Below are 19081 nucleotides of genomic sequence, written 5' to 3' on the forward strand. Positions count from 1 at the left end.
TGTTGTTGGAGGTGAGACTGCCTGATCGTGTGCGCGTTTTATAAGAGGCCTACCCGGAGCTGTTGTTATGGTTGTCGCTCGATGATTTCTAATCACTTGCGGCGACCACGATCGGATCAGGCATGAACCCCTCCACTGGGTACGTTGTACGCGGTTTCTGGCAGTCACGCTAAACCACTGGGTACGATGTACGCAACACGGAGGTGGAACGGTGACCGACGCCGAGTACGTCAACATCTGGATGCGGCCAGAGCGCCCCGCCCGCGGGCCGAAGCCCGCCTACAGCCGCGCGCAGATCACCGAGGCGGCCGTCCGGATCGCCGACACCGAGGGGCTGGAGGCCGCCACCATGCGGCGGATCGCCGCCGAGATCGGCGCCGGCGCCATGTCCCTCTACCGGTACGTCCCGAACCGCGACAACCTGGTCGAGCTCATGGCCGACCGGCTGACGGGCGAGATCGACGTCACGGGCCTGCCCTCGGGCGACTGGCGCGCCGACCTGACCCGCTACGCCGACGAGCTGCGGGCCATGTGGCTGAGACACCCGTGGGTCGCCACCGTGCAGCGGTCGCTCCCCAGCTTCGGCCCCAACCAGGTGCTCCTGATCGAACGGCTGATGGGCGTGCTCGACGCCTACGTCCCCATCGACGAGAACCTCACCCTGATGGCCCTGCTGAACAGCTACATCGAGGGCGCCGTCCGCGAGGAGATCAGCTCGGCCGGGGAGTTCCGCCGCAGCGGGCTCAGCGAGTCGGAGTGGATGGCGCGCAGCGGCCCGCGCATCGAGCAACTGGTGAACAGCGGGGAGTACCCGATCTTCACGAAGATCGTGATGCAGGCGGGCAGGCCGCACCTGAGCCGCGACGACCAGTTCCGGCACGGGCTCCAGCGTGTCCTCGACTGCGTCGCCGGGGCCCTCCCGGCAGCGGCCGGGTCCGCGACGCGGGAGTCAGGGCAAGGCGCGTAGCACCCGCGCACCCGTCCGCGAAGGGGCGGCCGGCAGGCCGGACCGGTCCTCTACGTGGAGGACCCGGCACGCGGGGCAGGCCGCCGGGCCCGGCTGATGGTCGGAGGCGGGAGATCGCCACCAGGCAGGAGTCGGCCGGACCGCCGCGTCACTGGCGTCGATGCATGCGATCTGACCTTGGCGTCTTCCTGAAGGCGCAGGCCCTTGGTGCTCGGCGCGTTCGCCCCCCACGGGGGAGCCGCTGGCCGCGCAACTGGTCGAGGTGGTGCCCAAGCGCGGCGCGCCGACCGTGCCGGAGCTGGGGCGGCCTTCGACGAGGTGCTGACGACCAGGACCGTCTGGCGCAACCTGCCGCACGTACGTCTGCCGGCGCCCGATCGCGGCCGTGCCACCCGGGCGGGAGTGAGCCGGCGTGGCCTGGGGGAACGTCACACGCGGCTGGGCAGGCGGCCCTCGCCGGTGGTCATCTCGGGCCAGAACTCCCGGTAGCGGCCGGAGTGGAAGACCAGCGGCTCGCCTCCGGTCCGCTGGTGGCGTTCCACCGCTCCGACGAGGATGTGGTGGTCGCCGCCGTCGTGGACGCGCTCGGTACGGCAGACGAACCCGGCCAGCGTCCCGGCCAGCACCGGCAATGGCGTGCCCGGCACCAGCTCCACCCCGGCGAACTTGTCGGCAGCGGGGGCGGCGAAGCGCCTGGACAGGTGCCCCTGCCCGGCCGCCAGGACGTTGACGGCGAACCGCCCGGCCCGCAGGAAGAGCCGAGCGCTGGGGGCCCGCTTCGACAGGCACCACAGCAGCAGCGGCGGATCGAGCGAGACCGAGGTGAAGGAGTTGACGGTGACCCCGGCCCGCTCCCCGTCGGCGGTCGCCGTCGTGATCACTGCCACCCCGGTCGCGAACTGCCCGAAGGCGTCACGGAGCGATCTCATGCCGTCACCCCGCCGAGATAGGTCTCGGCCCGGCCGGCGTCCATGAACCAGTCGGCGTAGTCGGCCGGGTCGTCGAAGCCGTTGACGAACCGGGAGGCGATCTCCGGACGCTGCTGGGCGGCGGCCAGCAGGGCCAGGTGGTGGGGCTCGGCCGGCGCGAGCAGGGCGTTGGTCCAGTTCGTGACGTGCCGGGCCTGCGTCCAGAACAGGTCGAACGTCTGCCGCATCCAGTCCGCGTCGAACGGCCGGTCGCCCCGCTCCACGATGGCCCGCAGGTAGGTGGCGGCGCACTTGGCGGCGTTGTTGCTGCCCTGCCCGGTGATCGGGTCGTTGAGCACCACGACGTCGGCCACGCCGAGCACCGGCGCCCCGGACGGCAGCACGGCCACGGGACGGCGGACCGTGGGGGCGAAACGGCCGGTCAGCACCGCGTTGGCGTCGGTGAGCTCGATCCCGGCGCAGCGCTCGGCCTCCCACGGGAAGAAGGTCTCCAGAATCCGGCGGCTGCGGGCCAGGTGCTCGGCGGGGCCGCGGACGTCACTCCAGCAGTCCATGGGACCGTCCGGCACGCCCTCGAACACCATGATGTCGCAGGGGCCGGTGTGCGTGAGCGCGGGGAAGACGAAGTACTCGCCCACGCCGGGCAGCAGGTTGAAGCAGACCGCCGAGTGGCCGGGCCGCGGGGCGAGGCCGTTGACGTAGGTGACCGCGAGCGCGCGCTGCGGGGTGGCGTACGGGGAGCGGGCGGGGTCGCGCTCGAAGAGCGAGGCGATCTGGCCCTTGCCCGCGGCGACCAGGACCAGGTCGTACCGGGCCGCGTAGCTCTCCAGGTCCTCGGGGGTGGCGTCGTGCAGGACGAGCTTGCCGCCGAGCCGCTCGAACTCGCCCAGCCAGGCCGGCATCTTCAGCCGCTGGTCGACCGAGCGGGCCGGGACGTCCAGCCGCGCCGCCCAGTCCAGGGCCTTGCCGCCCTCCGGGCTCGGGACCGTGAGGGCGATGCCTTCGATGGGCGGGCAGACGTCGGCCCACCAGTCCAGGCCGAGCTCGCGCTCGTGGGCCTGAGCGGTGCCGAACATGGCCTGGCCCGACATCACCCGGCCGTCGCGGATGGACTCGGGGGTGCGGTTGGAGACGACGGTGACGTCGTAGCCGTGCCGGAGCAGGCCGATGGCGAGGTGGAGACCGGCCTGACCGGCGCCGACGACGAGGATGTCGCGCATGGGTGGTGTCCTTCGGGTGTCGGGTACGGGATCTGATCGGCGCCTGACAAGAACGGTACGGGCGGCGGGTCCGCCCGGGCCATCCGCTGAGCGCGGATCTCATCCGCCTGACGCGGGACCCCTTCGCAACGTCTCCGACGGCGGCTGCCCGTACCTCTCGCGGTACTGGGCGGCGAAACGCCCCTGGTGCAGGAAACCCCATCGGGCGGCCACCGTGGTCACCGTGGCCCTGGCGGGGTCGGCCGTCCTGAGCTCGTCGTGCACGCGCGCCAGCCGTATCTGCCGGAGGTGGGCCATCGGGGACAGGCCGAGGTGCGCGCGGAAACCCTCCTGGAGGGAGCGGCTGCTGACCGCGACCGCGCCCGCGATGTCGGTGGTGCTCAGCGGAAGGTGCGCGTGCCCTTCGATGAACTCCATCGCCCGGCGCACCACCTTCGGCAGCGCGGGCGGCCTCGGCGCCGTCAGCCGTTCCAGATAGTTGGAGGGCTGCATGGTCAGCAGCAGGGTGATCAGGGCGTTCTCCAGGTGCGCGACGGCCAGCGGGTGGCCGGCCAGCCCGTCGTCGCGTTCGGCCTCCCGGACGAGCAGGTCGGCCATGTCGCGCCAGGACCGGGTCCAGCCCGTCGTCAGGTCCATGCCGAGGTCGAAGACGACCGGGCCGCCGAGCTGCTCGCCGAGCATCTGCTCCAGCGAGCGTTCGATCGCGGAGCGCTCGAACTTGACCAGGAGCTGGGGGCAGCCGGCGGCCCAGCGCATGTCGAGGTGCCGGGTCGGCGAGGGCAGCGTGGCCAGGGACGGGCTGGAGACGACCTCCTCGTCGCCGGCGCGGATCAGGCTGCGTCCGGCGAGCGGGATCATGACCAGGAAGAACGTGTCGAGGTCGCCCGGCTCGATGTGCACGTCGGCGCCGTAGTCCAGGTAGCTGACCCGGACCGAGCCGAGCTGCACGGAGTTGAACCTGGCCGACAGCAGGTTCGCGTCCCCGGCCAGGTCCAGCCGGTGCGGGCAGAACACCTTGGCGACCTCGCCGCGGACCTCGTCGAGGTCGGAGCTGGCGAAGACGGCCCGGTTGCTGAGGAGCACACCAGATGATCGGCCCGGCCGCCCCCGGCGTTCCAGGTAAAAGGACGCACATGCCGGCGCGGGCCGATCATCCACCGTGAGCTGGTGAGGTCAGCACTTGACCGTGAGGGTGGGGCTGCTCAGCACGGTGGTGCCGCTGGTGACCACGCGGAAGGTGTTCTTCTTCATGCTCTTGCACGTCGCCCGGACGTGGAAGGCCCCCGTCTGGTCGCTGCGCAGCGTCCGGCCCGCCAGCCGCTGCCAGTGCGGGATGCCGAGGATCTTCGTCTTCTTCTGCAGCGCCATCCACCACGAGCCGTTCCTGCTGCCCTTGCAGTGAGCCCTGACGGTGCCGTACATGCGCCACTTGCCGCCCTCGTACCTTCCCCAGGGACGCAGCAGCGTGAGGCAGCGCTTGGCCGAGGCGCCGGCCGCCGCCGTACGTGGCTGGGTGGCCAGGGGCTGGGCGTAGCTCCACTTCTGCGCCACGGCGGCGGTCGCCGCCGTCGTGGTGGGGGTCGTCCGCGTCGTCGCCGAGCCGGGCGCCGCGACCAGCGCGGACGCCGCGCCGGCCACGCCGATGAGGGTGATGAGCCGTGTGCTGACCGAAGCCATGAGACCGTCCCTTTCTCCGTCGTCGTGCCTGTCGAGAAGGACGCTAGGCCGGTGCCGGTTGAGGATCCGTTGAGGATCTGTCCGGTGCGGTCAGATCATCAGGCCGCCGGAGACGCGCAGGCTCTGGCCCGTGATCCAGCGCGAGTCGGGCCCGGCCAGGAAGGCGACGACGTCGGCGATGTCCTCGGGGCGGCCCAGCCGCCGCAGTGGCGTCATGGTCACGACGTGGTCGACGGCCTGCTGCAGGTTCTCCCCGGCGGCCGCGCGCATCATGTCCGTCTCGGTGGCGCCCGGGATCACGTTGTTGACCGTGATGCCCCTCGGCCCGAGCTCGCGGGCGGCGACCACGGTGATCGACTCCAGCGCGGCCTTGCTGGCGAAGTACAGGGCCAGCCCCGGCGCCTCACCGGCGGAGGTGATGTTCACGATCCGGCCGCCCTCGCCGAGCCGCTCGGCAGCGGCCTGCATGACGAAGAACGGCCCCTTGGTGTTGACGGCCATCACGTCGTCGAAGTCGCTCTCAGTGGCGTCGCAGATCATGCCCATCGGATTGACCGCCGCGTTGTTGACCACCACGTGCAAACCGTCCAGGCACCGGTCGACCTCGCCGAACAGGTGCTTCACGTCCTCCAAGCGCCCCTGGTCGGCCCGGACCGCGATCGCCCGGCCGCCGAAGGCCGCCACCTCGGCCACCACGTCCTCGGCCGCTGCCTGGTCGCGGTTGAAGGTGAACAACACGGTCGCGCCCTCGCGGGCCAGCCTCGTCACGATCGCTCGCCCGATTCCGCGCGACCCGCCGGTCACCAGTGCGCTCTTCTTCTCCAGCGTTCCCATGTCGGCTCCCCGCCGTCGGCCGCCCCCTGGTGGGGCGCTTCGCAGTGGAGTCGTGGCGACCGTCCCGGTCTCTACATCCGTGCCGGAGAAAATCCGTCCGTGCCGGAGGAAATCCGGAAGTGGAGCAGCCTGTCGGGGTGACTATCGTTGCGGGAACCGGCCCGTCCGCCGTTACCGTCTGCGCAGCGATCGGTGACCTCATCACCGATCCCTGTCGAACGGAGCATCCGTGATGAACGTCGATGTGGTCGTCGTCGGAGCCGGGCCGACCGGGCTCATGCTCGCCGCGGAACTGGGCCTCGCCGGGGTGCGGGCCGTGGTCGTCGAACGGCTGGCGCGGCGCAGCGGGCAGTCCAAGGCGCTCGGCATCCAGCCGCGCTCCGCGGAGGCGCTCGAATTACGCGGGCTCCTGGAGCCCCTCATGGACCGGGCGATCCAGCGGGTGCCCGGCGGGCACTTCGCGGGGCTCCGCCTGGACTACACCGCCTGGGACACCCGGCACCCGTACTCGATCGGCATCCCCCAGGGGCGCGTGGAGGCGCTGCTGGAGGAACGGCTCGGCGAGCTGGGCGTTCAGGTCCTGCGCGGGCAGGAGGTGACCGGGCTGTCCCAGGACGCCGACGGGGTCGAGGCGACCCTGCTCGGGCCCGCGGGCGAGTCACGGCTCACGGCCCGCTTCCTGGTGGGCTGCGACGGCGGCCGCAGCACCGTCCGCGAGCTGCTGGGCATCGGCTTTCCCGGCCTGGACGGCAGACTGCTCTCGGTGGTCGCCGACATCACGATCTCCGACCCGGACGGCGCCGTGCCGGAGACCTGGACGCTGCCCGTCATGACGCCCGACAAGACCGGCAAGGGTTACATCGCTCCCATCGGCGACGGCGTCCACCGGTTCCTGTTCTACGGGGCCGAGCAGCAGCGGTTGTCCCGCGACACCCCGATCACCGAGGACGAGGTGCAGCGGGCCCTGCACAACGAGTTCGGCCTCGGCGTCCGGCTCACGGGCGTGCGATGGGCTTCCCGGTTCACCGACGCCTCGCGGCAGGTCGAGCGGTACCGTCACGGGCGGGTCCTGCTGGCCGGGGACGCCGCGCACATCCACTCGCCCATGGGCGGTCAGGGGCTCAACCTCGGTCTGCAGGACGCGTTCAACCTGGGCTGGAAGCTGGCCGGGGAGATCGCCGGGTGGGCGCCCGAGGGACTGCTCGACACCTACCACTCCGAACGGCACCCGGTCGGCGCGCGCGTCCTCGCCAACACCCGCGCCCAGGCCGTGCTGATCGTGCACGACGAGGAGAACCTGGCCCTGCGGGACATCGTCGAGCAGCTCGTCCGGGTGCCCGAGGCCAACCGGATCGTCGCCGGGATGATCTCGGGGCTGGACGTCCGCCACGACCTGCCCGGCCGCCGCCACGACCTGCTGGGACGCCAGGTCCCCGACCTCGACGTGGTGACGGCGGCCGGGCCCGGTCGCGTGGCGGAGCTGCTGCGCGACGGCCGGGGCCTGCTGCTGACGACCGCCGACGAGGCCGCGTTCGCCGAGGCCGCCGGGCCGTGGTCGGCCAGGGTCGGCCGGGCGCACGTGAAGGCCGAGCTCGGCGCGGACGGCGTGCTGGTGCGGCCCGACGGCTACGTCTGCTGGGCCGGTTCCATCGCCGACGCCTCCGGCCTCGCCGACGCCCTGACGCGGTGGGCGGGCGCCCCAAGCCGGTGAACCTGATCCGTCCGGGTGGAAGGCACTCACCGGTTGCGGGCTGCGACGACGACCACCGGCACGACGACCAGCGCCAGAACGCCGCCGCCGACGGCGAGGAGAGGGTAGCCGGCCACGGCGACCACCAGGCCCGAGACCAGGCCGCCGACGGCGCCGGACACGGAGATGGAGACGTCGACCAGGCCCTGCGTCCTGGCACGGGTGGCCGGTGGGACGGCGTCGGTGATGATCGCGGTGCCGGCGACGAGACCGAGGTTCCAGCCGAGCCCTAGCAGCGCGAGCGCCACCGCGTACGCGGCGACGGAGTCGTCGGGCGCGCCGGCCGCGACCAGTCCGGCGGCCAGGAGAACCAGGCCGGAGGCGGTGGCGACCGTGAGGCGGCCGTAGCGGTCGACCAGCCAGCCGGTCAGGGGCGAGGGCAGGTACATCGCGCCGATGTGGACGGCGATGACGAGGCCGGCGGCGGCCGCCCCGGACCCGCTGTCGTGCATGTGGACGGGGGTCATCGTCATGATCGCGACCATGACGAGCTGGGTGATCACCATGACCAGCGCGCCGACCAGCACGCCGGGCCCGCGCCGCGCGACGGCCGGAGGTGTCCTGCCGGCGGCGGCGTCCGGTGCGGCGGCGGGACCGTCCTCCAGGGCGCGGGCCAGCAGCAGTGGATCGGGACGCAGCCAGACGGCCAGGACCAGGGCGGCCAGCGCGTAGGCCGCGCCCGCGAGCAGGAACGGCCCGGCCAGGTAGGGGATGCCGAAGGCGCGAGCGAGGCCGCCGGTCGGGGCGGCGAGGTTGGGCCCGACCACGCCGCCCAGGGTGGTGGCGACCAGCACGACGGACACCGCGCCCGCCCGGCGTTCGGGGGCGGCCAGATCGGCTCCGGCGTAGCGGGCCTGGAGGTTGGTGGCGGTGCCGGCGCCGTACAGGAACAGGGCGAGGAACAGCAGGACGGGGCTGCCGGCGACGGCGGCGGCGATGACGCCGAAGCTGCCGACGGCGCCGGCCAGATACCCGAGGGCGAGGCCGGGCCGGCGCCCGCGGGCCTGGGAGACGCGCCCGACGGCGACGGCGGCCAGGGCGGAGCCGGCGGTGCCCACGGCACTGGGCAGGCCGGCGAGGCCGGTGGAGCTGAGCAGGTCCTGCGCGAGCAGGGCGCCGACGGTCACGCCGGCCGCCAGCCCGACGCCGCTGAGGACTTGGGCGATGACCAGGACGGTCAGGGAGCGGCGCTGTGCCTGAAGGCGCGGGACGTCGTGTATCCGGACAGGCACATTGGTCGTCACGAGAGTTCTTTCGGAAGGGGAGATGTCGCCAAGGGCTTCGGTGGGCGGGCGCGGATCGTCGTGCAGGCCGGGCCGGAGGGAGGCCGGCCCGGCCGGTCATGTGGTCAGCCTCGGACGCCCAGGTCAAGGCGGTCGAGCAGGCCGGCGGCGGTGAAGGCGGCGACCAGTTCGTCGCGGCCCTCGGTGAAGTGGGCCCAGCTGTCGTAGTGGACGGGAACCACCCGGCGGGCGCCGAGAATCCCGGTCGCCTCGACGGCCTGCGCGCTGTCGAGGACGATCAGCTCGCCGCCGAACAGCACGGGGATCCGGGGGCCTCCGGCGAACAGGACGGCGGTGTCCACCGGGCCGAAACGGTCGGCGATCTGCTTGACCACGTCGAGCGAGGCGTTGTCGCCGCTGACATAGATCGTGGGCAGATCCTCCCCGGTCAGGACGAATCCGACGACCTGACCGGTGAGCGGTTCGACCTCCTCGCGCGGGCCCGGGCCGTGAATGGCGGGAACGGCCGTGACGGTGATCGTGCCGCCGTCGCGGCGGTCCAGCTCGACCGGCTCCCAGTCGGCCAGCCCCTTGGCGCCGTCCCCCAGACGCCGGCCGCCGCCGGGCGTGGTGAGCGTGAGCGGGACGTCGGCGAGCAGCGCGCGGCCGGAGTCGTCCAGGTTGTCGGGGTGCTCGTCATGGGAGAGCAGGACCACGTCGATCCGGCCGAGGTCGGCGGGGACGGCGGCGGCGGGAGCCGTCTTGGTCAGCCGTCCGCCCGGCACGTGATAGTCGCCGGGGGCGTCGAAGGTCGGGTCGGTCAGGAATCGCAGGCCACCGTACTCGAAGAGGGCGGTCGGACCGCCGAAGACGCGTACGGGGAGCTGCTCGGTGGTCGCGCTGGAACTGGCCATTCAGACACCTCACGGATGAGAAGCGGTTTATCCGTGATGAAAGTAACGGTGTCTCACGGACGAGCGCAACCCGTACCATGAGACATATGAGCGAGACCCTGACCGCCGAGTCCGTGCTGCCGCCCGCGCCGGGGGCGGCGGACCACCTCGCCCTCGACTTCGTCAACAGCGCCATCGCGCTGCCGGGAGGGCAGTTCGTCGATCTCCTCGGCACCCCCGCGGCGACCAATCGCTGGCTCACCGAACGCGGCCTCGCGCCGGCCGACGCCGGGGTGCGGGAGATGTGCGCGGCCCAGCTGCGCTCGCTGCGCGAGCACGTCAGGGTGTTGTTCGCCGCCCAGGTCGACGGACTGCCCGCCCTGCCCGCGGCCTTGTCCGCCGTCAACGACGCGCTGAGCAAGGCCCCCACGGCCGCCCTGCTGTACTGGGACGAGAGGAACGGCCCTTACCGTGCGGCGCCGTGCCCCACCAACGAGATCCTCGACCGCGCTCTCGCGACCATCGCCGCCAACACCGCCGACCTGCTCACCGGCCCCGACGCCGAACGCCTCACCAGCTGCGGCTCTCCTCCCTGCAACCGCTACCTGCTGCGTCACGGCCGCCGCCACTGGTGCTCCACCAGATGCGGTGACCGCGCCCGCGCCGCCCGCGCCTACGCCCGCCGCACCCAGCCGAACCCCGGCTGACGCCGCCGGGGTGTCTCGCGAATTCGTGTGTCACAGGTTCCGGGTCCGCCTCCGTCGCGCTCTCCGTCTCGGTCCTGGTCATCGCGAACACGTTCTCCATCCTGTTCGCGCAACGACTGCGCGACTTCGCGCTGCTGCGCTGCGTCGGGGCGACCAGGCGGCAGGTGGTGCACTCGGTACGCCGGGAGGCGGCCGCCGTCGGGCTGCTCGCCTCGCTGGCCGGGACACTGGCCGGCCTCGCCTTGGGCTACGGGCTGATCGCCCTGATCAACAGCCTCGCGCCCACCGCCCCGATGGGCGCCGCCGCGCTGCCCCTCCCCGTCGACGCCTCCCTGGCCTCCGCCGGGGGAACGATCGCCGCCTACCTCCTCGACCGCGCACGGCACACCGCCGGTGTCGAACGGGCCATCCCCGTGGACGGCGTCCCGGCCCGGCTGGCCGGGCTCGACGGACCGATCCCGCTCGTCACCGCGCCGGACGCGGAGCGGGTGCCCCGCGACGGCGGGGCGTTCGCCCGGGTCGAGCTGGGGACGGGCGAGTGTGGTCGTCCCCGAGACGCTGGCCACGCTCACCGACGCCCCCGAACCGCGTGCCGTCCGGATCCGCGCCTCCGCCGGCGCCGACCCGCTCCGACTCGTCGGCGACCTGGACGAGCTGGCCGACCCGGCCGGGGCGCAGGTCGACAACGGGTTGCAGGCCCGGGAGACCGAGGAGCAGCAGCTGCGCATCCTCACCTGGTCGGTGCTCGGCCTGATCGGCGTCGCCGTCGTGATCGCCCTGATCGGGATCGCGAACACGCTGGGACTGTCCGTCCTCGAATGGGTCCGTGAGCACGCGATGTTGCGCGCACTCGGGCTCACCCGGCGGATGCCGGCGACCGAGGCGGCGCTGCTGTCGGTGGTGGCCACCCTGCTCGGCACCGTGATCGGCGTCGGGTTCGCCTGGGTCGCCCACGAGACGTTCGTGACGCGGGCCCTCGACGGCGCCACCATGCGGATCCCCTGGAGGTCGCTCGGCGTGGTCGTCCTGGTCGCCGTGCTGGCCGGGCTCGTGGCCGCCGTTCTCCCGGCACGGCGGGCCGCGCGGGTGACCCCGGCCGCGGGGCTGTCCCTCGACTGAGGGAGGGGTCCCGGTAGCAATGTAGAAGTTTCCACGAAGTAGCGCTTGACCTGAGAAAACGGGTGACTTGACCGACTGTGGCGGGCTGATGATCACTGCCACGACAGCTCCCTCTGTGTCAAGCCGCAGGCCGCAGGTGCTGCCGAGCCCATTCCTCGAAGCTGGTGAGCGCAAGGCCGAGGTCCCTGGCGTACTGCGGGCGGGCCGGCTGGCCGGCTATGTTCATCCACTCGTGTGAGGCGCCCATCGCCGGCATTCCGGCGGCGAGTGCCTGCTCCTCGGTCATGTCCGGCGCGGGCAGATGCGCGCCCAGCGCGCGGGAGAGAACCTCGGCGACCTCCGTCATCGACAGATAGTCACTCGCCAGCTCCAACTCGACCCCGTGGAACCGCTCCGGCTCGGCGATGGCTGCGGCGGCTGCCCTGCCGATGTCGTCCACCGCGGCGAGGGACAGCCGGGTGTCCGGCTTCACGACGCTCACCAGACCGCCTTCCACACCCCGCGGGAACAGGAAAGCCATGGACGGCAGGAAGTTCTCCATGAAGAAACCCGGCTTGAGGATCGTCCAGCGGGAGAAGCCAGCCGCACGAACCCGGTCCTGGATCGTGTTCTTGGCTCCCAGGCTGGCGTCCAAGGAGCCCCAGCGGCCTGCGATCCAGCCGGGAGCCTCGGTGTGCTGACCGGCGCCACTGGTGGACGTGTGTACGAACTGCGGCACTCCCGCAGCCTGCGCGCCCTCGATGAGGTTGACGGCCTGGGCCACCTCTCCGTCGAAATCGAAACCTTCGGCGGCCAGGGCGGGCATCTGAACTGAGAAGACGGCGCGGACGCCCGTGGCGGCCCGCACCACCGAATCGCGATCGTGGAGATCACCGGTGACCAGATCGGCGCCTAGCGCCTCGACGGCCTTGGCTCGCTCGGTGTCGGGGTGACGCACCAGAGCGCGTACGGGAACGCCTGCGGCGAGCAGGGCTCGGGCGGTGGCGCCGCCCTGCCTGCCGGTGGCGCCGGTGACCAGGACGGGTGCGGAATGTGCAGTCATTGTGCTCCCCAGGACTATAAACGGCGGGGGTCGCCGTTTTCTGTGCGTTAAGATATGGCGGGCCCCGCCGTTTAGCAACCTTGGAGATGACGCCCATGCCCGACCGCCAGCGCGCAGACGCCCGGCGCAACTATGCGCGCATCCTCGCCGTGGCCGAGGAGGAGGTCGCCGCGTACGGGGCAGGCGCCTCCCTGGAACAGATCGCGCGCATCGCGGGGGTCGGCTCGGCCACCGTGCGCCGCCACTTCCCAACCCGCCGGGCGCTGCTGGAGGCGGTCTCCCATCAACGCATCGAGGTCCTGGCCACCCGTGCCCGCGAGCTGACAGGCAAGGGCGACAGCCGTGACGCGCTCCTGCAATGGCTCAGTGACGTCGTCGCCTACTGCGTCGCGGCCCGAGGGCTGGCGGCGGCACTGGCCTACGACGGCGCCGAGACCGACCCCGTACACGAGAACACCTGCTCGGCGATGATGGCAGAGGCGGGGAACCCCCTGCTGCAGCGCGCCATGCAGGACGGGGCAGTGGCGGAAGGCGTCACCGTCGCCGACCTGATCGCGCTGATCGTCGGCGTCGTCCTGGCGACGGAGCACCACCCTGACCCGGCGGCCCGCGCGGACCGGCTGTTCCGGCTGGCCGTGGCGGGGCTGAGCCCGCGGGGCTGAGAAGCCTGCCCGAAAGCCCGTCCGGCCTCCGGGACTGGCGCAGGACTCGAATACGGCGGCCGCCATGTTCTGACGGCGGGTCGACACCGAAATCGCTGGTGACTCGTGGACGGAAGAGCCCGAAGACGTTCCCCCAGACGTGCGGATCTGCTTCACCACCGACTAATGGGACCTACCGGGTCGGCCTCGCTGGCAGACTCGGTGCCCGGTAGCCGCTGGTGAGTGAGCACTCTCGTCGACCGGACTTCGAGTCCTAGGGTCAGATCGTGCCCTCACCGGTGGTCAGGAGTCTTTGATCGCTGATGGGATGTCGTGCCCGCCGACCGTCTGGCGTGAGCACTGGTCCATTAGTCCGGCCGACCGGCTCCTGCGGGCTTCCGTGTCCTGTTGTCGATGGTGGAGGTCGTGGTGTTGTTCGTTGGAGATGACTGGGCCGAGGACCACCATGACGTCGAGGTCCAGGACGAGACCGGCAAGGTGCTGAAGCGGTTGCGGCTGCCCGAGGGCATGGCTGGGATCACCCGGTTCCACGACCTCGTCGGCCGGTTCGTCGCCGAGGACGCCGACCCGTCCCAGGTGCTGGTGTGTATCGAGGTCGACCGGGGCCCGTGGGTGCGAGCGCTGGTCGCAGCCGGATACCGGGTGTTCGGGGTCGATCCCAGGCAGGCTGCTCGGCATCGCGAGATCCTTGGCTCCTCGGGCGCCAAGAGCGACAAGGGTGACGCCCACGCGCTCGCGGACATGATCCGCACCCGACGGCATCAGCTACGCCAGGTGGCCGGGGACTCCGAGATCGCCGAGGCGGTCAAGGTCGTCACCCGTGCTCATCAGGCGCTGCTGTGGGAACGGACCCGCCACATGCTGCGCAGCCGTGGAGGATGCCCACCAAGCGGTTGGCGACCTGGCGCAGGGCGGCGTTGTGGCTGATCTCCCGGGCTTTGATCTGGTCGTAGTAGGCGCGGACGGCAGAGTCGTGCAAGAGGGCGCAGGACGCTTGGAGGTGGAGGGCGTCCACGAGCCGGTCGTTGTGGACGAACCGTGCCTGGACCACTCGTGTCTTGCCCGATTGCCGGGTGATGGGTGAGGTTCCGGCATAGTTCTTGCGTGCCTTGGCCGAGGCGTAGCGGTCCTTGGCATCTCCGAACTCGGCGAGCACCCGGGCGCCGAGAACGACGCCGATGCCGGGCCGGCTGAGGATGACCTCAGCGTCCGGGTGCCGGCCAAAATGGGCCTCGACCTGCCCTTCGAGGGTCTTGATCTCCTGGTTGAGGACAGCGATGATCGCGACCAGCGACGTCACGGTAGAGGCGTAGGCGGTCGTGACGAGCGGCGCCTGGCCCAGGTGCTCGCCGCGTAGGACGTCCTGGATCGCCTGTGCCTTGGCGGGGATGTCGCGGCGGCCCTTCAGCGTTCCCGAGATCTGACTGAGCGTCAGCTTCACCGCAGCCTCGGGGGAAGGGGCCTTGGCCAGCAGCTTCAAGACCGCATCCGAGGTGAGGCCGAGGGGCTTGTAGGCCTCCAGCGCGGCAGGGAAGTAATCCCGCAGCGCCACCCGCAGGCGCGGCGGTGAGGACTCCACCAACCGGCGCCATGAGGTGAGGATGACGGCCCTGCGTCTTCGCATCTTGCAGGCCTCGCTCGTCCACAAGTCGCACGTCTTGATGCTGCAAGACGTGCTCACCGAGCGGGAGCGAGCCACCCCGCTCACTCCCGGTCGACCGGCGCCCGCTCTTGCGGCCGTATGCCCGCCTCCATGGCGAGATCCGTCTCGACTTGAGCACGCGCTTGGGCCTGGGCAGTGTGGGCTCGCGCCCGTGGTGACGGGGGTCGGCGCGGGCATGCGTGCCGCCCCTGGGCAGCCTGCGGTGGACGGCGGCGCCAGGAACCTGCTGGGCCTTCAGGGGCGGAGGGGGGCGTGACCGGTGGCGCCGCGCAGGCGCCGCCCGCGCGGCCGGGGTTGATCCGGCGTCCGCGCCTGGTGGGACGGCTGCTGGCCGCGCGCGGGTCGCGGCTGGTGGTGATCGCGGCACCGGGCGGGTACGGCAAGTCGACGCTGCTGGCGCAGTGGCGGGCCGACGTGCGAGAGTGGCGGGCACTGGCCTGGCTGCCCGTCGGCAGGCAGGACAACGACCCGGTACGGCTGTGGATCGGGATCTTGCGGGCGATCGAACGGACCGGGGCCCGGGTGCGCGTGGACGACCTGGTGGCCATGCTGTCCGTGCAGAGCCCGGACATCGCCGGGGTGGTGCTGCCGATGTTGCTGCAGCGGCTGGGCCGGGCGGCGCGGCCGGTGGTGCTGATGCTGGACGACTTCCACCTGCTGACCGACGCCGCCGGGCTGGACCAGCTTCGCCTGCTGCTGACCGCGCTGGGGCCGGGACATCAGCTGGTGCTCAGCTCGCGGCACCGGCCGGCGCTGCCGCTGGCCCGGCTGCGCGCCGCCGGACAACTGCTCGAACTGGGCGCTGACGAGTTGCGCTTCTCGGCGGCGCAGGTGCGGGCCCTGCCGGACATCGAGGTAGCGGGCCTGGACGGCGGGCAGGTGCGCGATCTGGTGGCGCGGACCGAGGGCTGGCCGGCGGGAATCTACCTGGCCGCGCTGTCGCTGCGTGGCCGGGCCGATCCGGGAACGTTCCTGGCCTCCTTCACCGGCGGCCATCGGCACATCAGCGACTACCTGACCGAGGAGGTGCTGGCCGGTTGCACGCCGCACGAGTGCCGGTTCCTGTTGCGCACGTCGGTCCTGGAACGTTTCACCGCGCCGCTGGCCGCGCACCTGTGCGGCCTTCCTGCGGCCAGGGCCGAACGCGTCCTGGCCCACCTGGCCGCCACCAACATGTTCGTGATCCCGCTGGACGAGCAGCGGCAGTGGTATCGCTATCACCACCTGTTCGGCCAGTGCTTGCGCGCGATCCTCGGCCGAGCCCAGCCTGACCTGCCCGTACGACTGCATCGCCGGGCAGGTGTCTGGCTGCACGAGCACGGACACGTCGAGCAGGCCATCGGCCACGCCGTCACGGCCGGTGACAGCGGACGCGCGACCGCGCTGCTGGCCTCGTCCTGGCTCGGTTACGTCACCACCGGCCGCAGCGCGATCCTGCTCGCGCTGATCGAGGCCATCGGGGCAGAGGCGATCAGCCGGGATGCCGCGGCCTCGGTCAGTGCGGCATGGGCCAATGTGTTCACCGGCGACCTTCCCGGGGCGATCGACTGGCTGGACGCGGCCGAGAGCCTCGGTCACGACGGGCCGCTGCCGGATGGCACGGCTTCGCTGAAGTCCGCGGCCGCACTGCTACGCGGCATGTTCCTGATCGACGACCTGCCGCAGCGCCTGGTCGAATCCCGCATGGCGGCCGAATGGGAGTGCGACACCGCCTCGCCCTGGTATGTGATGGCCCGCTTCAGCCACGGCGCGAACCTGTACCTGACCGGGCGGCACCACGAGGCGGTCACGGTGCTGGAGCAGGCGGTGCGCAATCGGGCCACCACGTCGCTCTTCGAGATCAACGCGCTGGCGGCGCAGTCGCTGGCCTGCACGGCGCTCGACCGCCACGACCAGGCCGCCACCTTGGCCGCGACCAGCCGGGACCTGGTCCGCAAGCATCACCTGACCGGTTCGGCGCAGGCGAGCATAGCCTTCACCGCCCACGCCGCCGCCCTGACCCGCCACGGCCGCCTGGCCGAGGCGCGCCACGAGCTCGACCACGCCGCCGGTCTGCGCGCCCGCATGCCCGGCCTGTCGCGCTGGGCTGCCCTGACGAACGTGACCGTACTGGCGCACTGGTGCCTGGCCGCCGGCGACCATGACGCCGCCCGCGCGGCCTGCGACCAGGCCGACGACCTGCTGTCCGGCCTCGCCGACGGCGGCTACCTGGCCCAGCAGGTCCACGACCTCCGCCAGACCCTCCAAAACGCGATCCCCGGCAGTGCACAGGCGAGCACCGCCGCGGTGGCGCGGCCACAGGCATTGACGAGACAGGAACGGGTGGTGCTCGCCCTGTTGCAGAGCCCGCTGAGCGTTCCCGAGATCGCCGCCCGCCTGCACCTGTCGGCGAACACCGTCAGGTCGCACGTGCGTGCCGTCTACCACAAGCTCGCCGTCTCCTCCCGTCAGGCCGCCGTGGAACAGGCTCGCCACCACGGGCTGGTACCGGCCCCCGATGACCCGTGAACCGCTCCGCCGACAGGACCGCGCCGAGACGGGCTGCAAGGCCCACCGGAGGAACGGCCGGCGGCGGCGTCCCGAACGCTTCTCGGTGGCGGCGCCGTTGCGCCCCTGCTGTCCTGGCGTGAACGATGCCAGTAGCCGCCTGCCGAGGTGGATCGAGGAGCGGAGCCACTTCGCGGCGGCCGCGCCGATGTCGTACTCGGCGATCACGCTGGTGCCGTCCCAGATGTGACACACGGCGGCCCCGGCCTGGTGGTCGTGGATCTCGAGGCGCTGGCGGCACGCGCCGTACACGTATAGCAGGCCGTCACGTCAGGCGACGGCGGTCCCCTCAAGCTCGACCATCAGGGTCGGGATCGCCAGGCGGGTCACCCCGAGCATCGTGGTGGCCGGCGCCACCTGGGCCCCGCCCAGCCGCGCGGCCAGCACGCCGTAGTGCTGGAAGAGCAGATCCACGTCGGTGGTGTAGACGTTGAGCCGGACGAGGTCCGCCAGGGACATGCCGGCCTCGCCGAGAACGGCTTCAAGGTTGTCGAGGCTCAGTGCCAGCTGCGCCGCCATGTCACCGTCATGCAGGGGCTTGCCGTCATCGCCCGTCGCGGTCTGCCCGGAGCAGTACAGGGTCCGGGTGTGCCCGGTGACGAGCTCTCCCTGGTTGAACCCCATCTCCACCGACCACGACACCGGGTTGATCGCCGTTCGTTCCATTGCCACATCAGCTCCATTCGATGTCACGATTTCTGACGTCATGGTGATCAGCCTCCCAACGAATCACGACATCCTGTGTCGTGTATTTCGGTAGAGTTTTCGAATGCGTGCCGATCGGCTGGTCTCGCTGGTGTTGCTGCTGCGGCAGCACGGCCGTCTGTCCGCGGCCACGCTCTCCCGCGAGCTGGAGGTGTCCACCCGCACCGTGCTGCGCGACATCGAGGCGCTGTCGGCGGCGGGCGTCCCGGTCTACGCCGAGCGCGGCCGGCACGGCGGCTTCGCGTTGTTGCCCGGCTTCCGGACCGAGCTCACCGGGCTGAACCCCGACGAGGCCCTCGCCCTGCTGGTGGCCGGATCGCGGCGCGGCGCGCAGGCGTTCGGCCTCGGCTCGGCGCTCGCGTCGGCGATGCTCAAGGTGGTCGACGCGCTGCCCGAGAGCTACCGGGACACCGCGGCCGGCGCGGCCGAGCGGCTGCTCATCGATCCGGAGACCGACCTGCTGTCACGCCGCCTGTCCGCCGAGGAGGTGCCCGACGCCATCGCGGCCGAGGTCCTGCGCGCGGTGTTCGCCGGACGCCGGCTGCGGATCCACTACGCGGCCGCCGACCAGGCCCCGGAGTGGCGCACGGTCGACCCGATCGGCCTGGTCACCATCCGCGACCGGGGCTACCTGCTGGCCACGAGGTCCGGCGCAGACCGCACCTACCGCCTGTCGCGGATCGCGGCCGCCGAGGAGCTGCCCGAACCCGCGCAGCGGCCGGACCGGGTCGACCTGGACCGGGCCTGGCAGGACCGCAGCACCCGGTTCCGCACCGGCGGCGACCAGGTCGCCGTGCTGGTACGGATGAACCCGGCGCGGCGGGAGGAACTGCTGGGCACCGCGCTGGCCGTCCTCGCCGAGGAGACCGACGCGGACGGCCGGCTGCGGCTGGAGGTGACCTTCCAGGACCGAAGACACGCCGTCTGGGCGCTGTGGCAGCTCGGCATGGACGCCGAGGCCCTGGCCCCGCAGTGGTTGCGCACCTCCCTGCGCGACCGCGCCGCCGCGCTCGCCGCCCGCTACGAACCGGGGTCTGAGGAACATTGGAACCGGATCGTGCGCTAAGCGTTCGTCCTGGTGAGCATCGGTTTGACCGTCCATGATCGCTACCGGAAGCCTTCGAGGGTCTTGTCGTAGACCTA

General features: G+C 71.8%; 18 protein-coding genes and 1 pseudogene. 9 read left to right on the forward strand and 10 right to left on the reverse strand.

Annotated elements, in window-relative coordinates; genetic code table 11:
* Positions 1–211: 211 nt before the first annotated feature.
* Positions 212–967 carry a TetR/AcrR family transcriptional regulator gene (locus ABZ815_RS48805; protein ID WP_357709189.1) on the forward strand — a complete coding sequence of 252 codons (756 nt, stop codon included), beginning with the start codon at positions 212–214 and terminating at the stop codon, positions 965–967.
* A 428-nt stretch (positions 968–1395) separates the two neighbouring features.
* Here the strand turns inward: ABZ815_RS48805 and ABZ815_RS48810 are convergent, their stop codons facing one another.
* The 5 genes from ABZ815_RS48810 to ABZ815_RS48830 form a co-directional block, all read right to left on the reverse strand.
* The gene (locus ABZ815_RS48810; RefSeq protein WP_357709191.1) at positions 1396–1896 is read right to left on the reverse strand and encodes a flavin reductase family protein; all 501 of its coding nucleotides are present in this window, start codon (positions 1894–1896) and stop codon (positions 1396–1398) included.
* Entirely contained in the window at positions 1893–3116 is a 1224-nt protein-coding gene (locus tag ABZ815_RS48815) for a styrene monooxygenase/indole monooxygenase family protein (RefSeq protein ID WP_357709194.1), read from the reverse strand. The genes ABZ815_RS48810 and ABZ815_RS48815 overlap by 4 nt, the downstream gene beginning before the upstream one ends.
* Positions 3117–3215: 99 nt before the next feature.
* Positions 3216–4199, reverse strand: coding sequence for an AraC family transcriptional regulator (locus tag ABZ815_RS48820; protein ID WP_357709197.1), 984 nt, complete (start codon positions 4197–4199; stop codon positions 3216–3218).
* Between the two features lie 90 nt (positions 4200–4289).
* Positions 4290–4793, reverse strand: coding sequence for a hypothetical protein (locus tag ABZ815_RS48825; RefSeq protein ID WP_357709200.1), 504 nt, complete (start codon positions 4791–4793; stop codon positions 4290–4292).
* Between the two features lie 90 nt (positions 4794–4883).
* A complete protein-coding gene (locus ABZ815_RS48830; RefSeq protein ID WP_357709203.1) occupies positions 4884–5627 on the reverse strand; it encodes an SDR family oxidoreductase in 744 nt (247 codons plus the stop codon).
* Positions 5628–5859: 232 nt separating this feature from the next.
* On the opposite strand from ABZ815_RS48830, the gene ABZ815_RS48835 reads away from it, so the two are divergent.
* A complete protein-coding gene (locus tag ABZ815_RS48835) occupies positions 5860–7338 on the forward strand; it encodes an FAD-dependent monooxygenase (RefSeq protein ID WP_357709279.1) in 1479 nt (492 codons plus the stop codon).
* 26 nt (positions 7339–7364) lie between these two features.
* On the opposite strand, the gene ABZ815_RS48840 is transcribed toward ABZ815_RS48835, so the two are convergent.
* Both ABZ815_RS48840 and ABZ815_RS48845 read right to left on the reverse strand, forming a co-directional pair.
* Positions 7365–8621, reverse strand: coding sequence for an MFS transporter (locus tag ABZ815_RS48840; RefSeq protein WP_357709206.1), 1257 nt, complete (start codon positions 8619–8621; stop codon positions 7365–7367).
* A gap of 104 nt (positions 8622–8725) precedes the next feature.
* Positions 8726–9514: an MBL fold metallo-hydrolase gene (locus ABZ815_RS48845; protein WP_357709209.1), complete on the reverse strand. Its 789-nt coding sequence runs from the start codon at positions 9512–9514 to the stop codon at positions 8726–8728.
* A gap of 86 nt (positions 9515–9600) precedes the next feature.
* Here ABZ815_RS48845 and ABZ815_RS48850 point away from each other — a divergent pair, with 86 nt between their 5' ends.
* The 3 genes and pseudogenes from ABZ815_RS48850 to ABZ815_RS48860 all read left to right on the forward strand — a co-directional run bounded on the left by ABZ815_RS48850 (position 9601) and on the right by ABZ815_RS48860 (position 11319).
* A complete protein-coding gene (locus tag ABZ815_RS48850; protein ID WP_357709212.1) occupies positions 9601–10200 on the forward strand; it encodes a CGNR zinc finger domain-containing protein in 600 nt (199 codons plus the stop codon).
* 101 nt (positions 10201–10301) lie between these two features.
* Positions 10302–10433 (forward strand): annotated as a pseudogene (locus ABZ815_RS48855) (ABC transporter permease); the annotation flags it as partial.
* Between the two features lie 307 nt (positions 10434–10740).
* Positions 10741–11319 carry an ABC transporter permease gene (locus ABZ815_RS48860; protein WP_357709215.1) on the forward strand — a complete coding sequence of 193 codons (579 nt, stop codon included), beginning with the start codon at positions 10741–10743 and terminating at the stop codon, positions 11317–11319.
* A 118-nt stretch (positions 11320–11437) separates the two neighbouring features.
* Here ABZ815_RS48860 and ABZ815_RS48865 read toward each other — a convergent pair whose 3' ends face one another.
* Complete coding sequence (locus tag ABZ815_RS48865; protein WP_357709218.1) at positions 11438–12361, reverse strand: NmrA family NAD(P)-binding protein; 924 nt, start codon at positions 12359–12361, stop codon at positions 11438–11440.
* Between the two features lie 86 nt (positions 12362–12447).
* Between ABZ815_RS48865 and ABZ815_RS48870 the strand changes: the two genes are divergently transcribed.
* Both ABZ815_RS48870 and ABZ815_RS48875 read left to right on the forward strand, forming a co-directional pair.
* Positions 12448–13023, forward strand: coding sequence for a TetR/AcrR family transcriptional regulator (locus ABZ815_RS48870; protein ID WP_357709221.1), 576 nt, complete (start codon positions 12448–12450; stop codon positions 13021–13023).
* A gap of 393 nt (positions 13024–13416) precedes the next feature.
* A complete protein-coding gene (locus ABZ815_RS48875; protein WP_357709223.1) occupies positions 13417–13950 on the forward strand; it encodes an IS110 family transposase in 534 nt (177 codons plus the stop codon).
* On the opposite strand, the gene ABZ815_RS48880 is transcribed toward ABZ815_RS48875, so the two are convergent.
* On the reverse strand, positions 13838–14602 hold the full coding sequence (locus ABZ815_RS48880; protein WP_357709227.1) for a transposase: 765 nt from the start codon (positions 14600–14602) through the stop codon (positions 13838–13840). The genes ABZ815_RS48875 and ABZ815_RS48880 overlap by 113 nt on opposite strands.
* A gap of 336 nt (positions 14603–14938) precedes the next feature.
* On the opposite strand from ABZ815_RS48880, the gene ABZ815_RS48885 reads away from it, so the two are divergent.
* Positions 14939–17194, forward strand: a complete 2256-nt coding sequence (locus ABZ815_RS48885; protein WP_357709230.1) for a LuxR C-terminal-related transcriptional regulator — start codon at positions 14939–14941, stop codon at positions 17192–17194.
* A 309-nt stretch (positions 17195–17503) separates the two neighbouring features.
* Here ABZ815_RS48885 and ABZ815_RS48890 read toward each other — a convergent pair whose 3' ends face one another.
* A complete protein-coding gene (locus tag ABZ815_RS48890) occupies positions 17504–17899 on the reverse strand; it encodes a RidA family protein (protein ID WP_357709282.1) in 396 nt (131 codons plus the stop codon).
* 103 nt (positions 17900–18002) lie between these two features.
* Between ABZ815_RS48890 and ABZ815_RS48895 the strand changes: the two genes are divergently transcribed.
* A complete protein-coding gene (locus ABZ815_RS48895; protein ID WP_357709233.1) occupies positions 18003–19004 on the forward strand; it encodes a WYL domain-containing protein in 1002 nt (333 codons plus the stop codon).
* Positions 19005–19081 lie beyond the last annotated feature (77 nt).

Origin of the sequence: Nonomuraea sp. NPDC047529, assembly GCF_040642995.1 — a bacterium.
Taxonomy (GTDB): Bacteria; Actinomycetota; Actinomycetes; order Streptosporangiales; family Streptosporangiaceae; genus Nonomuraea.

What these genes read in the sequence shown, in the direction of transcription:
- ABZ815_RS48810 (WP_357709191.1), bottom strand. Translation starts at nt 1,896, where the DNA reads ATGAGATCGCTCCGTGACGCCTTCGGGCAGTTCGCGACCGGGGTGGCA.
- ABZ815_RS48815 (WP_357709194.1), bottom strand. Translation starts at nt 3,116, where the DNA reads ATGCGCGACATCCTCGTCGTCGGCGCCGGTCAGGCCGGTCTCCACCTC.
- ABZ815_RS48825 (WP_357709200.1), bottom strand. Translation starts at nt 4,793, where the DNA reads ATGGCTTCGGTCAGCACACGGCTCATCACCCTCATCGGCGTGGCCGGC.
- ABZ815_RS48830 (WP_357709203.1), bottom strand. Translation starts at nt 5,627, where the DNA reads ATGGGAACGCTGGAGAAGAAGAGCGCACTGGTGACCGGCGGGTCGCGC.
- ABZ815_RS48835 (WP_357709279.1), top strand. Translation starts at nt 5,860, where the DNA reads ATGAACGTCGATGTGGTCGTCGTCGGAGCCGGGCCGACCGGGCTCATG.
- ABZ815_RS48845 (WP_357709209.1), bottom strand. Translation starts at nt 9,514, where the DNA reads ATGGCCAGTTCCAGCGCGACCACCGAGCAGCTCCCCGTACGCGTCTTC.
- ABZ815_RS48850 (WP_357709212.1), top strand. Translation starts at nt 9,601, where the DNA reads ATGAGCGAGACCCTGACCGCCGAGTCCGTGCTGCCGCCCGCGCCGGGG.
- ABZ815_RS48865 (WP_357709218.1), bottom strand. Translation starts at nt 12,361, where the DNA reads ATGACTGCACATTCCGCACCCGTCCTGGTCACCGGCGCCACCGGCAGG.
- ABZ815_RS48870 (WP_357709221.1), top strand. Translation starts at nt 12,448, where the DNA reads ATGACGCCCATGCCCGACCGCCAGCGCGCAGACGCCCGGCGCAACTAT.
- ABZ815_RS48875 (WP_357709223.1), top strand. Translation starts at nt 13,417, where the DNA reads ATGGTGGAGGTCGTGGTGTTGTTCGTTGGAGATGACTGGGCCGAGGAC.
- ABZ815_RS48890 (WP_357709282.1), bottom strand. Translation starts at nt 17,899, where the DNA reads ATGGAACGAACGGCGATCAACCCGGTGTCGTGGTCGGTGGAGATGGGG.
- ABZ815_RS48895 (WP_357709233.1), top strand. Translation starts at nt 18,003, where the DNA reads ATGCGTGCCGATCGGCTGGTCTCGCTGGTGTTGCTGCTGCGGCAGCAC.